At 62.1% G+C, this 19,368-nt stretch carries 12 protein-coding genes; 5 read left to right on the top strand and 7 right to left on the bottom strand.

Features of this window, described 5'->3' with window-relative positions; all coding sequences use genetic code 11:
- Positions 1–38 precede the first annotated feature (38 nt).
- From H3H51_RS20565 to H3H51_RS20535, 7 genes are all read right to left on the bottom strand, one after another.
- A complete protein-coding gene (locus H3H51_RS20565) occupies positions 39–1,580 on the bottom strand; it encodes a class I adenylate-forming enzyme family protein (protein WP_183090950.1) in 1,542 nt (513 codons plus the stop codon).
- A gap of 79 nt (positions 1,581–1,659) precedes the next feature.
- Positions 1,660–2,658, bottom strand: a complete 999-nt coding sequence (locus H3H51_RS20560) for an MDR family NADP-dependent oxidoreductase (protein WP_183090949.1) — start codon at positions 2,656–2,658, stop codon at positions 1,660–1,662.
- Positions 2,659–2,681: 23 nt separating this feature from the next.
- Positions 2,682–3,476: an SDR family oxidoreductase gene (locus tag H3H51_RS20555; RefSeq protein ID WP_183090948.1), complete on the bottom strand. Its 795-nt coding sequence runs from the start codon at positions 3,474–3,476 to the stop codon at positions 2,682–2,684.
- Positions 3,477–3,581: 105 nt separating this feature from the next.
- On the bottom strand, positions 3,582–6,086 hold the full coding sequence (locus tag H3H51_RS20550; RefSeq protein WP_183090947.1) for an efflux RND transporter permease subunit: 2,505 nt from the start codon (positions 6,084–6,086) through the stop codon (positions 3,582–3,584).
- 35 nt (positions 6,087–6,121) lie between these two features.
- Positions 6,122–7,159, bottom strand: a complete 1,038-nt coding sequence (locus H3H51_RS20545) for a WD40/YVTN/BNR-like repeat-containing protein (RefSeq protein ID WP_268945838.1) — start codon at positions 7,157–7,159, stop codon at positions 6,122–6,124.
- 132 nt (positions 7,160–7,291) lie between these two features.
- Positions 7,292–8,671: a DUF1329 domain-containing protein gene (locus H3H51_RS20540; protein WP_183090945.1), complete on the bottom strand. Its 1,380-nt coding sequence runs from the start codon at positions 8,669–8,671 to the stop codon at positions 7,292–7,294.
- A gap of 39 nt (positions 8,672–8,710) precedes the next feature.
- A complete protein-coding gene (locus H3H51_RS20535; protein ID WP_328803693.1) occupies positions 8,711–10,456 on the bottom strand; it encodes a DUF1302 domain-containing protein in 1,746 nt (581 codons plus the stop codon).
- 589 nt (positions 10,457–11,045) lie between these two features.
- Between H3H51_RS20535 and H3H51_RS20530 the strand changes: the two genes are divergently transcribed.
- The 5 genes from H3H51_RS20530 (at position 11,046) to H3H51_RS20510 (ending at position 19,326) form a co-directional block, all read left to right on the top strand.
- Positions 11,046–13,058 carry an oxidoreductase gene (locus tag H3H51_RS20530; RefSeq protein WP_183090943.1) on the top strand — a complete coding sequence of 671 codons (2,013 nt, stop codon included), beginning with the start codon at positions 11,046–11,048 and terminating at the stop codon, positions 13,056–13,058.
- 34 nt (positions 13,059–13,092) lie between these two features.
- Positions 13,093–14,295, top strand: a complete 1,203-nt coding sequence (locus tag H3H51_RS20525; RefSeq protein WP_183090942.1) for an acyl-CoA dehydrogenase family protein — start codon at positions 13,093–13,095, stop codon at positions 14,293–14,295.
- A 2-nt stretch (positions 14,296–14,297) separates the two neighbouring features.
- Complete coding sequence (locus H3H51_RS20520; protein ID WP_183090941.1) at positions 14,298–15,461, top strand: acyl-CoA dehydrogenase family protein; 1,164 nt, start codon at positions 14,298–14,300, stop codon at positions 15,459–15,461.
- Entirely contained in the window at positions 15,454–17,007 is a 1,554-nt protein-coding gene (locus H3H51_RS20515) for a class I adenylate-forming enzyme family protein (protein ID WP_183090940.1), read from the top strand. The genes H3H51_RS20520 and H3H51_RS20515 overlap by 8 nt, the downstream gene beginning before the upstream one ends.
- Positions 17,008–17,118: 111 nt before the next feature.
- Positions 17,119–19,326: an acyl-CoA dehydrogenase gene (locus tag H3H51_RS20510; protein ID WP_183090939.1), complete on the top strand. Its 2,208-nt coding sequence runs from the start codon at positions 17,119–17,121 to the stop codon at positions 19,324–19,326.
- Positions 19,327–19,368 lie beyond the last annotated feature (42 nt).

Below are 19,368 nucleotides of genomic sequence, written 5' to 3'. Positions count from 1 at the left end.
CTAGGTGAATGCCGCGGCGCCCCAGCGGCCAGGCGGATTCAGCTAGCAAACCGCTCGCGCAGAACGTGCTTGAGCACCTTATTCAGGGTTTCATTGCGCGGCAGACGCTCCACCAGCTCCAACTGCTCCGGAATCTTCTGCACCATGACCCCGCTAGCCCGGAAGTAGGTGACCATTTCTTCGAACTCCAGTGGCGGCTGACCCTCGGCGGCCTCGACTACCGCGCAGACACGCTCTCCTCGCTCAGTATCAGGCAGTCCTATCACGGCCACAGCGCCCACCTTGGGATGGCTGTAGAGCAAGTCCTCCAGCTCCCGTGCGGAAATGTTCTCGCCCTTGCGGATGATCACGTCCTTGAGACGTCCGGTCAGCGTCACCCTACCATCGGCACGCAGCAGACCGAGGTCGCCAGTACAGAAGAAGCCATCGGCGTCGAACGCCTCCGCGTCCAGCGCCTTGTCCGTATAGCCCTTGAACACGCCACGACCACGCACCCGCACCTCGCCGCTCTCCCCCACGTCAGCCAGGCTGCCATCGCGGCGAACGATGCGCAGCTCGACATCCTCGACAGGCAGACCTTCGGAGCAGGCGAGTTGTTCATCACCATGGCCGGGGGAACCGGCACAGATCAACGGCACCTCGGTCATGCCGTAGTTATGGGTCAACGCGCAGCCCAGTTCGGTCGTCACCTGGTAGTAGAGTTCTGGTGGCTTGGGTGCACCGCCGCCACAGAGCAGGCGCAGCGAGGGAATCAGCGGCTCGCCTGGCTGGCGCCGTTGCTCGGCCAGAAAAGCTTCGTAATGGGCAGTGCTGCCGCCCGTTGTGGTGACCCCGAACTGGCGGAAGATGGCCGCCGCCTCTGCCACTTTAAACCTGTCCAGTAACACCGCACTCATGCCACTGGCGAGCAGCATGGCGGTGTACATGGCACCGCCTATATGGGCGTAGGGAAAAGCCACGGTGCCCACATCGGTGGAGTCGACGCGCATGGCCCGCGCCAGGTTATATCCACCGATCATCAGTGTCTGGTCGCTGTGGCAGGCCCCCTTGGGCTCCGACGTGGTGCCCGAGGTGTAGTAGACCCAGCGCACTGATTGGCCTTCGCCGGGTGCTGGTGGCAGCGTCGATGGTTTTCCTTGCGGCAGATCGCCAGCCATCACTATCACTTCCGGCCGGTGCGACAGACTCTCCTGCAAATGTGCCGCCATGGCTGGAAAGTCACGCTCCGCGGCACCGGGCACGATCAGGAACGTCGACCGGCTGCGCTCCATTACGGCGCGAAGCTCACGTTCGCCATAGAGGGAAATCACTGGGTTCTGTACCGCGCTGAGCCGAGCCAGTGCCAGCGCAGTCATGACAGCCGGCAAGCCGGTCGGCAATTGCCAGGTGACCAACGTGCCCGGGCCAATACCACGGTCGTGAAAGCCGGCGGCCAAGCGTTCGGCGATATCCACTGCTTGGGCAAAGCTCAGGCGCTGATGCCGGCTGCCATCGATCAGCATCGGCGCCTTAGGTGTCAGCGTTGCACGCTGTTTGAGCAACTCCCAGAGCGTAGGAGCGCTGAGCAACGGGTCTTTCATCGGTCCTCTCCGCCGCCAGCTCGCTCGAACGGCGAGTGGATATAAAGATCAGTCGCGCCCCGGGCAGCGAACCGCAGAATCAGCCCAGGTGAACCAGATGCTTGCCAATACCCTGGCCTCTGGTCATTGCCACGTAGGCGGCGGGAGCCTGCTCCAGGCCTTCGCTGATCACCTCCGAATAACGCAGCTGCCCCTGCTCCAGCAAACCGCTGAGCACCTCCGTCGCTTCGCTGAAACGCTTGCCGTAATCAGCCAGATGGAACGACTGCAATTGCAGCGCCCCGTATAGCAGGCTACGGAAATTGCTCAGGGTCACAGGGTCGCGATCCTGATAGTGCTGCATCAACCCGCACAGAGCGATACAGCCAAACTTGTTCATCAGTGGCAGCACCGGATCGAGGGTAGCCGCGCCAACACTCTCGAAATGCAAATCCGCACCGTCCGGCAGGGCCGCCGCCAATGCCGCCGGAAAATCCGCCTGACGATGGTCGACGCACGCATCGAAACCAAACTGTTCAACGACGTAGCGGCACTTCTCCACCCCACCGGCAATGCCCACAACCCGCGCACCAGCGGCCTTGGCCAACTGCCCAGCGACACTGCCCACCGGCCCACTCGCTGCGGAGATCACCAGGGTCTGGCCCGCCTTCGGCTCCAGCACATCGGTCACGCCTGCCCAGGCGGTAATGCCCGAAGCGCCTAGCACGCCCAATTGCAACGACGGAGATAGCAATGAAGACTCGAGCTGCCGCATGGCCTTGGCCGGACGCACGTCCAGGTCTTGCCAGTGGCAGTCACCGATGACCAGATCACCCTCCGCGAAACCTTGTGCCTGCGACGCCACCACCTGCGAGATGGCGCGACCGACGATGATGCCATCACTCCAGTCACGCTGCGGGCCAGACCAGTCGCGCATAAAACTCAACAGATAAGGATCCAGCGAGAGGTACAGCGGACGGAGGAGCAACTGCCCATCCTTGAGCTCTTCCAGCACGATCTGCTCGATCAGGAAATCGCTGACTTCGATTGCATTCTGCGGCTTACGTGCGAGACGTACCCGACGGGTCTTCAGTGCCATTTAAGCATTCCCCAGAGTAACTCTTACCAGGCCGAACGGTGGGCACCACCATCCACGGGGATCAGGCAACCGGTGAGGTAACCGCCCAGCTCCGAGCAGAGATAGGTCGCCAAGGACGCTATCTCCTCCGGCCGGCCCATGCGCTGCACCGGCACGCCACGGGACAGACGCTGGAGCATGTCGTCCAGAGCCATGCCCTTGGCCGCCGCCATCTTGCCCACCTGATCACGCATATGCTCGGTAGCGATCCAGCCAGTGGCCAGGGTATTGACGGTGATGCCAAAGGCGGCGAATTCATCGGCCAATTGCTTGTTGAGAGTCACCACGCCGGCGCGAGCGGTGTTGGCGGCCATCAACCGCAACCCAGGCGCGGGCTCCTTGGCGGCGGCGGTGCCGATGGTGAGCAAGCGGCCCCAACGCTGTTCGCGCATATGCGGCAGAGTGGCTCGCGCCAGGTGCACCACACTCATCACCAGACCCTGGAAGGAGTCGATGAAGACGTCGGCGCTGTCCTCGAGGAAGTCGCCAGGGTCACCGCCGTGCACATTGGTGATGACGATGTCCGGCGCCGCGAAGGCCTCACGGGCCAGGGACACGGCCCGCTGCACGCCATGTTCTTGAGTCAGATCGGCACTAACCCCGATGGCGCTACCGCCGTTGGCACGGATGCTCGCAACGGTTTCATCCAAGGCTTCCTGGCCACGGGCCACAACCACGACTCGGCATCCTTCGGCGGCAAGCATCTCACTGCAGGCCCGACCTATACCCTTGCTGCCGCCCGAGACCAGGGCTACACGTCCATCCAATCCAAGTTTCATGGTTCACCTTCCAAGCATCATTGCGGCTATAGGCGCACGGCAGCAGGCCGGACGGCCTGCTGCAAGAGGCGCACCTCACCCTGCTCCGACGCCCGGACTATTCAGTTAGACCGTGGCCCGGTACTGCTGGGCATGGCGATCCTCTTCAGCGACTTCCGCCTCTGGGACGACGGTTTGCGGAGGCTCGCTCCCGGATGGCGCGGCCCGAGCCCGTTCACCGCTGGTGGAGGACGGCAGGAGGAAGTAGGACAGCGCTGGGATCAGCACCAGCGCGCCCAGCATGTTCCAGAGGAACATGAAGCTGAGCAGGATGCCCATGTCGGCCTGGAACTTGATCGGCGACCAGATCCACGGCAGCACGCCGGCCGCCATGGTCAGACCGACCAGCCCGACGATGCGACCAACAAAGTCCAGGGAACCCTCATAGGACTTGGCCAACGTCATGCCCTGGCGCTGCATGCCGAGCTGCACGCTCAACAGGTAGAGGGCATAGTCGACACCCACGCCGACGCCCACTGCGATTACCGGCAGTGTGGCCACCTTGATACCGATGTTGAGCACCACCATCAGGGCCTCGCAGAGGATCGAGGTGATGATCAGCGGGATCAGCGCCACCACCACCGCGCGCCAGCTGCGGAAGGTAATGAAGCAGAGCAAGGCGACCGCTCCATAGAGCACGAAGTGCAAGGTCCAGAAGCTGCTTTTGACTACGATATTGGTCGAAGCTTCGATCCCAGCGCTGCCGGCCGCCAGTAAGAATTGGCGATCCTGGGTGTTGAACTCGGCGCCATGCTTCTCTACCTCTTGCACCACGCTGTCCAGGGTAGCCGCCTTGTGGTCGGACAGGTACGCGACGATGGGCGTGATGGCGCAACTGCGGTCGGCCAGTTCGGGCCGGTCCGTAGAGAACATGTTGAAAGCCTGGGTACGATTGCTGTCGTTACGCGGGATGGTCATCCACTTGGGGTTACCCTCGAACGTACCGGACGTGGCCAGGCGTATCCCGTCTGCCGGCGAGAAGGTGGTCTGCACACCCGGCAGCTCACGCAGGCGCGCGCTCAGGCGGTCGGCCTCAATCAAGGATGCGAACTGCGTGCACTGCCCCAGCGGGGTCTTCAGCATCACCACGAACTGGTCGGTGGAAAGGCCGTAGTTCTGGCTGACGAAAGCCACGTCACGGTTATAGCGAGATTCGGGGCGCAGCTCCGGCGCGCCGGGGTTGAGGTCACCGAACTTGACCTGCTGGCTGATCGAGACACCGATGCCAGTCAGCACCACCGCGGCGCACACGGCCACCGTGGCACGCCGGCGCTCGGTCAGGCGGATCAACCAGGCACGAATGGTCTGCATCGGGCTGCGGCCGGCGTTCAACTGTTCCGCCGACTGCACGCTGCGTTTGGCGGCGGTAGAGCTGACGCCAAAGTAGGACAGCAGCACCGGGATCAGGAACAGCTTGGTGAATATCAGGATGGCCACGCCCAGGCTGGTGGTCAGGGCCATGTCGCGAATCACCGGGATGTCGATGATCATCAGCACGGCAAAGCCGACGATGTTCACCAGTAGCGCCGTCAGCCCGGCCATGAACAGGCGGCGGAAGGTGTAACGAGCGGCGACGTACTTGTGGGTGCCGCGACCAACGTCCTGCATGATGCCATTCATCTTCTGCGCACCATGGGACAAGCCGATGGCAAAGATAAGGAAGGGCACCAGGATCGAATAGGGGTCAAGTACGTAGCCCAGCACGCTGAGCAGGCCCAATAGCCAGACCACCCCGAGCATCGCGCAGAACACCAGCAGCAGGGTACTGCGCCAGCAGCGGGTGTAGGCCAGCACCAGGGCAGTGGCGATCAGCACCGAGTAGGCGAAGAAGGTCATGACGTCGTAGAGGCCGTCGATCAGGTCACCCACCAGCTTGGCGAAGCCGATGATGTGGATCTTGATCTTGTCGTTCTCGAGCGAGCGCACCTGGGTTTCCAGCTGCCGGGAGAATTCCGCGTAGTCCAGCGCCTTGCCGGTCTCGGGATTGATCTCCAGCAGCGGTACGAAAATCATCGAGGAACGCTGGTTATTGGCCACATAGCTGCCGACGATACCAGCGCGGGTGATGTTTTCCCGCAGGCGCTCCATGGAGGTCGGACTACCATCCCAGCGATCCGGGATCACCGGGCCGCCGCGATAGCCTTCCTCGGTCACTTCGGTCCAGCGCAGGCTGCTGGTCCAGAGGCCGCGCATCCAGCCCTGGTCTACGCCGGGCATCAGGAACACGGTGTCATTCACCTTTTGCAGAGCTACCAGGTAATCCTTGTCGAAGATGTCACCTTGGGTGTTCTCCACCACGATACGAGTGGCGTTGCCCATGCCGCGTAACGCGTCGCGGTGCTTGAAGTAGTTCTGAATGTACGGGTGAGACTGCGGGATCATCTTCTCGAAGCTGGTGTTGACTGGCAGCTTGAGTGCGCTCCAGCCGAAGAACAGGGTCAGCAATGCACAGAGCAGGATGACCATGCCGCGATGGTTGAAAACCATGCGTTCCAGCCAGTTCCCACTTGCCCTGTCGAACTGCCGCGGATCCGAGATGACAGGCATGTCGAGTGCGTTTGAGAAAGCCATATTCACCTCTTATTGTTCTGTATTTCTACTGATGTCTAACGCAGGCCCACCTGGCGCACACCAGAGTATCCAACTGTGACCACTTTGCCGCCCGGCAGCAGAGCCAGGCTGGAGAAACGCCCCGGCCGGCTGGTGGAAACGGACTGAAAGGCGTCGAGTTTTGCATCGCTGATGATCACCCGACCATCGACGCTGGCCAGCAGGAAGCGGCTATCCGGCAGTGCCTGGACATCACTCAATGCCACCTTCACACCGGTCTGCATAGACGACCAGGACGCGCCCTGATCCAAGGATTTGTAAGCCGTGCCGCGCAGGCCGGCGGCTACCACTGCCTGCGGAGTGACATCGATACCAAAGAAGCTGCCGGAGTACCCGGTTTCCACCAGGTCAAAGCGGCCGCTGCCCTTGTTGAAACGGAAGACGATGCCGCGCTCGGAGGCGATGAATACCTGTTCACCGGAGCCGGAAATCGCCAGGTAATGAAGGAAATCCGGGTTGTCGACCCGTTCCATCCAGGACACCCAGGTCTTGCCGCCGTCCTCTGTGCCCAGCAGGGTGCCGAAAGTCCCGGCAACGAATCCGCGCTGGTCGTCGGCGAACCAGACGTCCATCAGTGCTTGCTCCGGCCCGTCCTTGTAGTTCAGTTTCACGCCATCAAGGTAGGCCAGGGCTGCCTCGTCACCGCCTTCAGCCAGTTTGGTGTAATGCTCTACCAGCTCTTTCGCGGCCTGGCGACCGTCGTACTGCTTGACCCAGCTCTTGCCCTGATCGGCGCTGTGCAGCACCACCCCTTCGTGGCCCACTGCCCAGCCCTGTTGCGGCGTGGGGAAGTCCACGCCCAGCAAGTCGGAAGATACCGGTGAATCGACCTGACGCCAGGTTGCCCCAGCATCATCAGAATTCATGATCAGTCCCCTGACCCCCACCGCCACCAGCCGATCCCCCGCCGCAGCCACCGCATTGAGGTGAGCGCCAGTCAGGTTGCGCACCGCAGACGCCGGGCGATCCAGCGGATCGATAAAGTCGCTCGTCTGGCCCGCAAAGGCCGGCAGGCAGCACGAGAAAAGGAACATCAGGAACAGATTACGTGCAACAACCATTTCAACCTCACAGCAGCGCCGGACCGTTGTGCATTGAATCCCTGAACAGTCAGGAAAAAAAGGGGGGATTGCTCCCCCCGACGCTCAAACCTTGTAGCGCGGTGCTTAGCGCACCCCACTGCCACCCAGTGCACCCGAGGTGAAGAAGCTCACCGGGTACGGATCGACCTGGTAGAAGCCGGTCATCTTCGGTGCGCCCATCAGGGAACCGTTGCCGTAAACACCCTTGGTCATGTCGTACAGGACGTACTGGCCGTTACGGTAGGCAGGCTTCTCATACATCTGGATCGACGGCTGGTACATCAGGTGGTGAACCTTGCCGGCTTGATCCAGCGAGTGATAGACAAGGATGCTCCAGCTGTCTTCATCCAGCAGGAAGCGTTTGACCTTCTGCACATGGCGCTCGCCCGCCTTCAGGGTCGCTTCCACCACCCACACCCGATGCTGCTCCCAGCGCAGGACGTCGGGATTCAGGTGCTTGGGCGTGTTGGCTACCTCCGGATCGACACTCCAGGCCTTGTAGGTGTTGTAAGGCACCAGCATTTCCTTGCGTCCGACCAGCTTGAAGTCGAACTTGTCCATCTTGCCGTCGAAGCCGTTGATCTCGTCGAACAGCAGGATGCCGCCGCTGGAGGTACTGACCGTGTCGTACTTGAACTCCGGCGCCAAACGCACACGGCGCTGACCCGGCACGTAGGACCAAGCCATGGCATCACGCTCATGGACGTTCAGGAAGTTGAACCGCATCTGCTTGACGCCGGCCGAAGCCGAAGGCTCGCTGGTGGAGGCGACCAATGCCCAATACGGCTGATTGTCCGGCACCTTGTCCAGGCTGTTGTCCCAGTACAGGTTGCGGTTCTCGATCTTCTGCACACTGGTCAGGCTCACGCCGCCAGAGCTGTCGATCAGGTAGGCCGCTTGAGTTCCTTCGGAAAACGGCAGTTCATACTTGACGTTGGCGTTCCACATGGCTTCATAGCCATTTTTCGGGATTGGGAACGGAACCTGCGCATGGGCGCCTTCCAGACCCGGGGCGTCGCCGACGAGCTTAGGATTCTTCACGCGCTTGATGGTGTTGTCGTACACCCATTGCGGATAGCAAGCAGTCCGGTGGGTTGGGTACACATCGACGCGGAAGCTGTCCGGATAACGCTTGAACAGCTCCAGAGTGCCTTCGTCCAGTTTGTCTTTGTACTGCGCCAGATTGGCCGCGGTGACGCTGTAAAGCGGCTTTTCACTGGCGAAGGGGTCGACATAGGGCGAACCGCCCTTGGCCCCCATGATCGGTTTGTAACCGGCCGGAGCAGAGCACAAGCCACCATCCCAGGCGGGGATGCTGCCATCGGCATTACCGGCCTTGATCGCCCCCAGGGGCGTCAGGGTAGTGCCGAGCTGGCTGATCTCTTCATCCGTAGGGGCAGCAAAAGCCTGGCCAGCAAGCAACATGCCTGCAGCACCCATCACTAACATTTTCTTGTAGTTCATTGACTATTCCCTCACATCGGGCAGGAAAAGAGGAACGGACTAGAAAGTCGCCTTATAAGTGAAGGACAACCAGCCGTGGTCGTTCTGCACGGCCGCGCCGTTGGTGTAGTCGCTCGTTACATAACCACGCGCCGGATTTACGTCGTAGTCTGCATAGGAGTCGACCCACTTCAGAGTGAAGTTGTGCACTTGGCGGTACTTGCCACTGACGCCCAGCGAGTAGCTGTACGCACCTTCGCTGACACCACCCAGGGTCGGACTATTACCGTCCAGGCCGTAGGCCACGCTGACCGGCATTGACACATCCCAGCCTGGGAACAACTGCGGCCATTCCGGAGTAAAGCCGACTTGCATGCCCCAAGAGTCCTTGGTAGCGCAGTTTTCGGTAAAGGCGGTGACGCACGCGTGAGCACGATCGTTGAAGCGGGCTTCGTTTTCGGTGATTTTATCAAGACGGTTGTAGGTCAGTTCGCCCTGCAGCGTGCCACCTTCCCAGAGCGCAGTCTTGGGCAGCAGGTAGATACCGTTAATCAGTGCATGCCAACTATTACCGCGAGCACCTTCTGCCTCATCATAAGTGGCTGATACACCATTGGACGAAATAACGGTGTAACCCGCCACCGAGTTAAGCGCAGTGTTCTTGCGATACGACAGCTCGCTCGCAACACTTACAGTACCAATGTTCTTGGTCAGGCTGAGACCATAGAGTTCGGTATCTCGGGCGTAGTTCAAGCGGATTGCATTGGGCAACGGAATGACAACGCCCGGGAAAAGCTCACGGTCACCGTACTGAGTAAAACTCCACGGCAACTTCTCGTCGAACTTGCGGTAGTAGAGACCCGCGGTGCCCTCCAGCCAGTAAGGGCTCCAGCGTAGATTCACGCCGAAGTCACCATCATCATCCGGTTCCAAATCATCGCCATTGGGAATTCCGTTAGGCAGCACCGACGCTGGAGTCACCGCCGGAGGGGCACCTAGATCCGAGCGCGCTCCGTCGGAACCGGAGAAGTAGGTGCCGCCCGGCACCAAGCGGAAAGGCTTCCAGTCCAGCAAATACTGCGCCGACAACGCCAACTCGTCAGTCAGCTGAATGGTGGTAGAAATCTGATCAAGCGGCAGGAACAGCTCCTTGGCTTCCGACCCCGGACTGCTGGCCGCCTTGATGGTATCCACCGGACCTTGGGAATACGCGATGCTGTTGCCCAAAGTGAACAGCGACTCACCCCAATAGACGTTGTGCTGGCCAGCCTTGACGTTGACCCCTATGTCACCCAATTGGAAACCGGTGAAGACGAACGCGTCGAGAATCTCTCCGGATGGGCCTGCGATATAGCGGCTCGTATAGGAGTTGTAGTGATTATTGGTGTAGTTGCCGCTGCCGTTCAGTTCGTTATTCGGCTCCGGGCTGTCCTGATAGACATCGTCATACCAGCCCGCAGCACTGACACGAAAACCGTGCTTCTGCTGCCAAACGACGTCGAGCTCAGTGAGCAGATCCAGGCGACTGGTCACCATGTCCCCACGATCAAACTTATTCTCTGTGTCGTCAAAGTAAGGCGAACGTTTGAAATGGTCGTTCTGCCCCTCCATGCGCCAACCGGCGTTGTAGCGGACGGTATTATCCCAGCGGACTTCGAGGTCCGGATTGCCGGTCTCGAAGGGCATCGCCTGCACACAGGTAGACCCCACCGCGCCAATAATTAGCGCGATTGAGCAGGACAGTTTGGAAGGGCTTGGATAGCCTGAAACACTGCTGCAAGCACTTCTTGTTTTTGTTCTTTTCACTTGGCTGTCTCTCCGAATTAGATCGGTTTTGTTGACGGCTCCGCACACCAGACGGCATTCGGAACATCGGCAAGGATGAGTAGAACGGCCTACGGCAAATACCTTAGCGACCGGAACCCACGCCAATAAGCTAACACACAGTCAGCTATCCGCAACCCCTTTACCCGGAAAAAACATCCACCTCTTCGGTTTTCGTTTCCGATCAGTAACTTAACCATTCAGTTGACTGAGTGCCAGTCCAATTGCACAAGCCTCTAGCGCGAGGCATCTTCTCTCGTCTTTCGCGCCATATCTCGCCAAAACATGCGAGGTAGAGCGTTTATCTTGAGTTTTACTAGCAAGGCAAAAGCATCACCACCGACGACCAGCGGCAGCCCCGATCACAACGCTCATTACCAGACGCCACACCAGCAACAGCGCCACCTCACCAACCAATGCCACCCCATCCATTCTCTCGCTTTTTCCCTAGCGCAATCCTGATAACTGATATATCGTCAGCTTATGCTATCTACACCAACACGCCCCAGCGATTGCAGACCAGATCCTGCTTCAGGGTCGAAAGCCCAGAGCGGTAAATAAGGAGGCCACAATGCCCGACGCTCCCTACCCCCACCTGTTCCAGGACCTGGTCCTGCGTAACCTGCGAATCCCCAACCGCACCGTGATGGCCCCGATGTCCACCAACCTGGGCAGCGTGGACGGTTTCGTGACTCCCGAGCAGATCGCCTTCTATCGTGAACGTGCAGTCGGCGGCACAGGGATGATTATCGTCGAGTTCTGCTGCGTGGAAGGCGCGACCGGCCGCTCCGAACACCGTCAACTGACCCTGGAATCCCCGGCCCAGGTGGCCGGGCACCAGCGCCTGGTGGAAGCCATAACCTCGGCCGGCGCGGTTGCCTGCCTGCAGCTGCAGCACGGCGGCCGCGGTGCCAAACGCGACCTTCTGGCCGACGGCATGCCCATCGCACCCAGCGATGTCGCGACACGCTCTGGACGCCTGATGGCCCGCGCCATGGACGACGCCGAGGCCGAGCGCCTGATCGAGGCCTTCGGCCGCGCTGCCGAACTGGGGGTACAGGCCGGCTACCAGGCCGTCGAGCTGCATGGCGCCCACGGCTACCTGCTGACGTCCTTCCTCTCGCCCTACTCCAATCAACGTACCGACCGCTGGGGCGGGGACGAGGAACGCCGGCTCAACTTCCCGCGCCGGGTGATCCAGCGGGTGCGCCAGAGCATTGGCGACCGGCCGCTGATCTTCCGCCTGTCCGCCGACGAGTTCACTCCTGAAGGCCTGTCCATCGACGACATGGAGCGCATCGCGCCCAAGCTGGTGGCGGCCGGGGTGGATGCCTTGCACGTCTCCATCGGCCTGGGCTGGACCAGCTTCGACAAGGTGGTGGAGCCCATGTCCACCCCCGAGGGTTGGCGCCTGCCCTATTCGCGGCGTATTCGCCAAGCCGTGAGTGTGCCTGTGATCACCGTCGGTCAAATCCGCTGGCCAGAAACCGCCGAGCGCGCCATCCGTGACGGTGACGCCGACATGATCGCCCTCGGCCGGCCGCTGCTGGCCGACCCGGAATGGGCGAACAAGGCCCGTCGCGGCGAGCGGGACTGCATCCGCCCATGCACCTCCTGCAACTATTGCGTGGCAATAAGTTCCGCCGCCGACGGCGCCATCGGCTGCGCCGAAAACCCACGTGCCGGCCATGAGTTGGACAGCCTGCCGGATGCCGGCAGCCGTCGCGGGCAGCGCGCAGTGGTGATCGGCGGTGGCCCCGGCGGCATGGCCGCGGCGCTGATGCTGCAACAGGCCGGTTTTGCCACCGAGCTGCACGAGGCCCGCTCGGTACTGGGTGGGGGGCTGATCGCATCGGCCGCCCCGCCCTTCAAGGACAAGCTCACCTGGTATCTGGATTACCTGGATCGCCAGCTTGAGAGCAGCGAGGTAACGGTAAACCTGGACAGCCGGGCAGATCTGGCCGATCTCACCCAGGGCGAAGCACCCGCGATCGTCCTGCTGGCCACTGGCGGCCAGCCCATCCGCATGCCGATAGAGGGGGCGAACAGCCCTGCCGTGCACGACGCCTATGAACTGCTGATGGGTGATAGCCCGCGCCTGCCGGTCGAGATTGGCGAGCGGCCAGTGCTGGTCTACGGCGGCGGCGAAACCGGTTGTGAAACCGCCGAACTGCTCAGCGAACAGGGCCATGAGGTCGTGCTGGTGAGCCGTTCTCCGGCCGAGCAACTGGCTCGCTCGGCGGAAATGATCTACCGCGGCGTACTCAACCGCCGCCTGCAGGAAAATCCACGCATCCATATTCAGGACAACACCAGCATCGAACGCATCGACGACGACGGCCGTGTGCTGCTGCGCCACCAGGACGGCAGCAGCAGCGAAGTGCAGACCAGCGCCGTGCTCATCGCCCAGGGCCGACGCCCGGACGAAAGCCTGTTGCGCAGCCTGCTGGAAGCCAACCTGCCAGTCACAGTGATTGGCGACGCGCGCCGCGGCGGACGCATCGGCGATGCCGTGCATGACGCCTACCGCGCAGTCCACAGCCTATGTTCCGGAACGGCGCCACTGCGCCCTCTGGCCTGCTAAACAAGAACAGCAAATCTGTCGAAGGTAATTTGCCATGCACCTGCATCTCACCCCGGAAGACGAAGCCTTCCGCGAGGAAGTCCGCGACTTCCTCAAGCAAGCGCTGAACGATGACGTGATCCGCCGCAGCCGTACCGGCATGCATCCGCCAAATGAGGATGACCGCCGTTGGTGGAACCGCGTGTTGTTCGACAAAGGCTGGGCGGCGCCGCATTGGCCGGTGGAGTATGGCGGCACGGGGTGGTCCCACCTGCAGACGCACCTATTCGAGTACGAATGCCGCATGGCCGGTGCGCCGGAACTGCGCTGGCAGGGGCTGCGCCTGCTCGCGCCGGTGCTCTACACCTTCGGCTCGGCAGAGCAGAAAGCCCGCTATTTACCGCCGATCCTGAAAGGCGAAGAAATGTGGGCACAAGGCTTCTCCGAGCCCGGTGCCGGTTCCGACCTTGCCTCCTTGAAAACCACCGCGGTGCTGGATGGCGACCACTACATCGTCAACGGCCAGAAACTCTGGACCACCGAAGGGCAGTATTGCGAACAGGGCTTCTTCCTGGTGCGCACCGAACAAAGTGACAAGCCCCAGCGCGGCATCTCGATGATGATCATCGACATGCAGAGCCCCGGTGTGACCGTCCGCCAGATCACCATGATCAACGGTGAAGGTTCTACCTGCGAAGTGTTCCTGGACAACGTGCGGGTGCCCCGTGAAAACCTGCTCGGCGAATCAGGAGCCGCCTGGACTCAGGCCAAGTTCCTGCTGTCCAACGAGCGCACCTCCAGTGCTGACATCTACAAGGCGCGTGGCGACCTGGAGCGCATCCGCCTGATTGCCAGCGAGGAGCTGAAGGATGGCCATCCCCTGCTAGCCGACCCGCACTTCGCCCGCAAGTTCGCCGCCCTGCGCCTGGACGTCGAGGCGCTGGAGTGGTCGGTGCTGCGGGTGATGTACGAAGCCCCCAGCAAGCACCCGATCGGCGCCTGCGCCTCGGTGCTGAAGATTCGCGGTTCCTCGCTGCAACAACGTCTGACCGAACTGATGGTTGAAGCTTTGGGCCAGCGCAGCCTGCGCGTCTATCGCCGCGATGAAGCCTATGCGCCGCCGAGCGGCGACCCGCTGTGGCCAGCCTACACACCTGGCGTAACCGTCGACCTCCTCTACCTCCGCGCCTGCACCATTTTCGGCGGCGCCATGGAAGTGCAGAAAAACATCATCGCCAAACTGGCCTTCGGATTTTGATCATGAATTTCGAACTTTCTGATGAGCAAAAACTGCTCAGCGACAGCGCCGAGCGCTACATCCGCGAAAAATATCAGTTCGAAGAGCGCCGTCAGGTGTTCAAGAGCGCGGACGGCTTCAGCAAAAAACACTGGCATAACTTTGCCGAAATGGGCTGGCTGGCGCTGAACATCCCCGAAGAATTTGGCGGGCTGAGCGGCAGTAGTTTCGACCTCGCCCTGCTGATGGAGCAACTGGGTGGCGGTTTGGTCGTCGAGCCCGTGGTGGAAACCGCCGTGCTCTGCGCCAAGCTGGTTCAGGCGAGCGGCAACCTCGCGCTACGCGAGCGGCTGCTGGGTCAGATCGCTTGCGGTGAAGTGGTGCTGGCCCTGGCGCACCAAGAGCAACAATCTCGCCACGAGTACGACAGCGAAATTGAAACCAAGGCGCGGTCGGTGGCCGGTGGTTGGAGCCTGTCCGGCATCAAGCACCGGGTGTTCCATGGCGCCAGCGCTCAGCACTGGCTGGTGACCGCAGAGATCGAAGGCACCGGCGACTTCGCCGTGTTCGTGATCGATCGCCATCCGGTCGGCGCAGCGCTGGACAGCTACGAGCTGGTCGATGGCAGCCGTGCGGCAGACATCACCCTGGATCACACCCTGATTCCGGCAGATGCCTTGCTGCTGCGCGGCGACGCGGCCTTGGACGCACTCGAGGAAGCTCTGGATCACGCCGTGTTGGCCATGAGTGCGGCCTGCCTCGGCTCCATGGAAGCCGTCATGGCCATGACCGCCGACTACCTCAAGACCCGTGTGCAATACGGCAAGCCTCTCGCGCAGTTCCAGGCGCTGCAACATCGCATGGCGGAGATGTTCGTCGAAACCGATCAGGCCCGCTCGATGCTGGTCAGCGCCATCGCTGCCATTGAGTCGGGTGACGTGCAGCGGCGCCGCTTCGCCGTGTCGGGTCTCAAGGTGGTCACCGCACGTGCGCAGTATTTTGTCAGCGGCCAGGGCATTCAGCTGCATGGGGGTATCGGCACCACCGACGAGTACGCGGTCGGTCACCACTACAAGTTCGCCCTGATGTACGACAAGCGTTTTGGCGACAGTGACTTCCACCTGGATCGTTCCAGCTACGACCTGATGAACATGGGTCAACCGCTGAAGGGTGGCCTGAATGCGTGATTATCTGCCGCTATCCTTCGCCGACGACCTCGAGCAACGGGCGCGCTTCTATGGCAACGACCCGGCCTATATCCAAGACGACCGTCGCATCAGCCATGGCCAGCTGCTGGCCAGCGCGCTAAAGATCGGCTCGGCGCTGCACCAAGCCGGCGTCCGTCACCAGGATCGGGTGGGCATCTTGTCGATGAACTCCATCGAGTTCGGCGAGATCATGGCTGCCACCCAGTGGGCCGGCTTTATCCTGGCGCCGGTGAACTTCCGTCTGGCGCCCGCCGAGATCGCCAGCATCATCAACGACAGTAAACCCAAGCTGTTCTTCTTCGAGTCCCAGTACCAGGCGGTGATCGAGCAGATCCGCCACCAACTGCCGTCCATCGAGACCTACGTGTGCATCGATGGCGCCACCGATTGGGCGGTCAGCCTGGCCAGCTTCGCCGCCAATGGCGATCCAGCCGGCCCACCTACCAAGGCACGCGAAGAAGACATCTGCTGCCTGATCTACACCAGCGGCACCACCGGTAAACCCAAGGGGGTGATCTGGGGCCACCGCGAATACCGCCAGCTGATCCAGGTCGATACCTGGCTATGCGACATGCAGCAGCCGGATACCACGCTGATCGTCATGCCGATGTTCCACCTGGGCGGCATGGTCATCAGCCTGTCGCAGCATGTTCGCGGCGGCGCCGCCTACCTGCAGCGCCAGTTCGAACCGCTCGATGTGCTCAAGGCCATCGAGAAGGAAAAACTCAGCATCCTGCTGTTGGCGCCGACCATGGTGCAGATGGTGCTCGACCATCCGTATGTGGCCGAAGCCGATCTTTCCAGCGTGCGCACCATCATCTACTCGGCCGCGCCGATGCCGGTGCCAGTGCTCAAACGCGCCATCGAGGTCTTCGATGGCTGCGGCTTCGTCAACTTGTTCGGTCAGAGCGAAGTCTGCATGTTCTGCCTGTCGACCGAGCATCACCGCCCGGATGGCGACGAGCGCGACCGCAAACGCCTCGGTTCCGTGGGCAAGCCCTACCCCAACCTGCTGGCCAGGATTGTCGATGAAGACGGCAACGAGTGCGCAACCGGCGAGCCAGGCGAAATCGTTGTACAGAGCAGCGCGATGTTCCGTGGCTACTGGAACAACCATCCAACCACCCTGGAAACCCTGCGTGACGGCTGGTGCCACACCGGCGACATGGGCAAGTTCGACGATGACGGCTTCCTTTACCTGGTCGATCGCAAGAAGGACATGATCATCACCGGCGGCGAGAACGTGTACTCCCGCGAGGTGGAAGAGGCCCTGTTGCAGCACCCTGCCGTATCGGAGTGCGCGGTGATCGGCATCCCCGATCCCAAGTGGGGCGAGAGTGTCTGCGCGGTGATCACCCTCAAGGTCGGCCACAGTGCCAGTGAGGCTGATCTCATCGAGCACAGCCGTAACCTGATCGCCAGCTACAAGAAGCCGAAGAAGGTCATCGCGGTCGAGGCGCTGCCCAAGCTGGTCACCGGCAAGGTCAACAAGATCGAGCTGCGCAACCTGTACGCCAGGCCCTGAGGGCCTGACAGGGGTGTGCCCAGTTGTTGAGACCAAGGGCTACCCCCCAGGGACCGCTGACGGTCATGGAGAGCGAGCTGTGACCGCCCCCACCCACATCGAGGCCTACCCATGAATCTGTCATTTACCGAAGAACAACTGATGCTGCGCGATACAGTCGCTCGGTTGTTCTCCAGTGAATCCACGCCGACTCGCGTGCGCGAGGCCGAGGCCAACGGTTTTGATCCCCGCCTGTGGGAGCAACTGGTGAAGCTGGGCATTCCCATGATGCGTGCGCCGGCCGAAGCCGGTGGCAGCGATATGGGCCTGCTCGAAGCCCTGTTGGTGGCCGAGGAAGCGGGACGCCACCTGGCTTCGGTGCCCTTGGCCGAAAGCTTGCCGGCGGCGCGCCTGCTGTCCCAGCTGGACAGCCCCGAGGCCGCCGACTTGCTGGCGCGCATCAGCCAGGGCGCAGTGGTCTGCCTGCTGCCACAGCCACTGGACGGCGCAGCTCCCCTGGTACTGCCGGGCGCAGGGGCTGCCGAAGCGGTACTGGCCCTGGATGGCAAGCGGGTCTTCGCCTTGCGTGGCGAGGCCCTGCGCCAACCTCAGGCGAACCTCGGCAGCGATAGCTGCCTGGTCCTGGACGCCACACAACTGGCCAGCCTGGAACGCCAGCATCTGGCCTCCAGTGACAGCGCGCGGCGGGCCTTCCTCGCCGCCATCGAGGAGTGGAAGCTACTCAAGGGCGCCATGCTGGCCGGCCTTGCCCGCCAGGCCATCCAGCTGGCCGCGGACTACTCCTGCGAACGCAAGCAGTTCGGCAAAGCCATCGGCAGCTTCCAGGGCATCGCCCACCCGCTGGCCGACGCGCTGACCGAAGTGGATGGCGCGCAACTATTGCTCTGGCACGCCGTCGCGGCCATTGCACACAACGAAGCGGATGCCGCCGCTCTGGTCTGCATGGCCTGGTGGTGGGCCGGACAATCCGTCACTCGCGCCGTGGCCCGCGCCCTGCACAGTTTCGGCGGCTACGGCGTGTCCCTGGAATACGACATCCAGCTCCACTACCGACGCGCGCGCGCCTGGTCCCTGCTGGCCGGCGATCCGGCGCGGGAGCTGGACCTCATCGCCGATCGCCTGTGGAACCGGGAAGCCGATGTGCCCCTGCCTGACGCCGGCAATGTCTCCCAGGAGTTCGGCTACGGCGACGCGGCGGCGCGCTTCGCCGAAGAAGTCCGCGCCTTCTTCGAGAGCAACCTGAGCGACGAGTTGAAGGCCCACGCCCACCACTCGGTGGATGGCTACCACGCCGGCTTCAACCGCCAGTTGGCCGAGGCCGGACTGCTGTTCCCGCACTGGCCCGAAGCATGGGGCGGCCGTGGCAAGACCGCCTTCGACATGCACGCCCTGCAGGAAGTCTTCGAGTCCTTCAACTGGCAGCGCATCACCGGCCCCATCACTAATCAAGTGGCGCAGATCGTCATGCGTTTTGCCACTGAAGAAACCAAGGCCGAAGCCCTGCCCCGCTTCGCCCGAGGCGAGGCGCTGGCCTGCCTGGGCTTCAGCGAACCCTCGTGCGGCTCCGATGTATTCGCCGCCAAGACTCGCGCCACGCAGACCGCCGACGGCGACTGGTTGATCGAGGGGCAGAAAATCTTCACCACTGCGGCGAACCTGGCCGATTACTGCTTTCTGCTCGCACGTACCGATCCAGACGCGCCCAAGCACGCCGGCCTGACCCTGTTCCTGGTGCCCATGAACCTGCCCGGCATCGAGGTACACCCGGTGTACACCGTGCAGGACGAGCGCACCAACATCACCTACCTGAGCGGCGTGCGCCTGCCTGATCGCTACCGGGTTGGTGGAATCAACGCCGGCACCTCGGTAATGGCCGCCACCCTGGAGCTGGAGCACAGCGGCGACCAGTACCGCATCAGCTTCTGGAACATGTACCGCCACGCCGTGGACTGGGCCCGCGAGCACGGCCGTCTGGGTGAACAGGACGTGCGCCGCCGCCTGGCCAAGGTCGCGGTGCATACCACCATCGCTCGCGACCTTTGCTACCGCGCCACCTGGTCGGTCCAGGCGCAAACGCCGAACCGCGCAGCCTACGGGCCCATGTCCAAACTGTTCTCCACCGAGCAGTACCAGCGCGACGCGGTAGACCTGATGGAGCTGTGCGCGCCCTTCTCGCTGTTGCGTGGTGAGCATGGTGTCGGCCTGATCGAATTGGGCTACCGCCAGTCCATCGGCATGACCATCTACGGTGGCACCAGCGAGATCCACCGCAGCCTGATCGCCGAACAGGGCCTGGGCATGCCGCGCTCGCGCAGCTGACTTGGCACAGCGCGCTGCCAGGGAAGGCGGGCTGGCTGCTGC

Source organism: Aquipseudomonas ullengensis (assembly GCF_014174475.1).
Taxonomy (GTDB): domain Bacteria; phylum Pseudomonadota; class Gammaproteobacteria; order Pseudomonadales; family Pseudomonadaceae; genus Aquipseudomonas; species Aquipseudomonas ullengensis.
The sequence above is the reverse complement of the archived record's forward strand: the minus strand, read 5'-3'. Positions and strand labels throughout refer to the sequence as shown.

Coding starts and splice junctions, on each gene's coding strand:
- H3H51_RS20565 (WP_183090950.1), bottom strand. CDS start 1,580: ATGAAAGACCCGTTGCTCAGCGCTCCTACGCTCTGGGAGTTGCTCAAA.
- H3H51_RS20560 (WP_183090949.1), bottom strand. CDS start 2,658: ATGGCACTGAAGACCCGTCGGGTACGTCTCGCACGTAAGCCGCAGAAT.
- H3H51_RS20555 (WP_183090948.1), bottom strand. CDS start 3,476: ATGAAACTTGGATTGGATGGACGTGTAGCCCTGGTCTCGGGCGGCAGC.
- H3H51_RS20550 (WP_183090947.1), bottom strand. CDS start 6,086: ATGGCTTTCTCAAACGCACTCGACATGCCTGTCATCTCGGATCCGCGG.
- H3H51_RS20545 (WP_268945838.1), bottom strand. CDS start 7,159: ATGTTCCTTTTCTCGTGCTGCCTGCCGGCCTTTGCGGGCCAGACGAGC.
- H3H51_RS20540 (WP_183090945.1), bottom strand. CDS start 8,671: ATGAACTACAAGAAAATGTTAGTGATGGGTGCTGCAGGCATGTTGCTT.
- H3H51_RS20530 (WP_183090943.1), top strand. CDS start 11,046: ATGCCCGACGCTCCCTACCCCCACCTGTTCCAGGACCTGGTCCTGCGT.
- H3H51_RS20525 (WP_183090942.1), top strand. CDS start 13,093: ATGCACCTGCATCTCACCCCGGAAGACGAAGCCTTCCGCGAGGAAGTC.
- H3H51_RS20520 (WP_183090941.1), top strand. CDS start 14,298: ATGAATTTCGAACTTTCTGATGAGCAAAAACTGCTCAGCGACAGCGCC.
- H3H51_RS20515 (WP_183090940.1), top strand. CDS start 15,454: ATGCGTGATTATCTGCCGCTATCCTTCGCCGACGACCTCGAGCAACGG.
- H3H51_RS20510 (WP_183090939.1), top strand. CDS start 17,119: ATGAATCTGTCATTTACCGAAGAACAACTGATGCTGCGCGATACAGTC.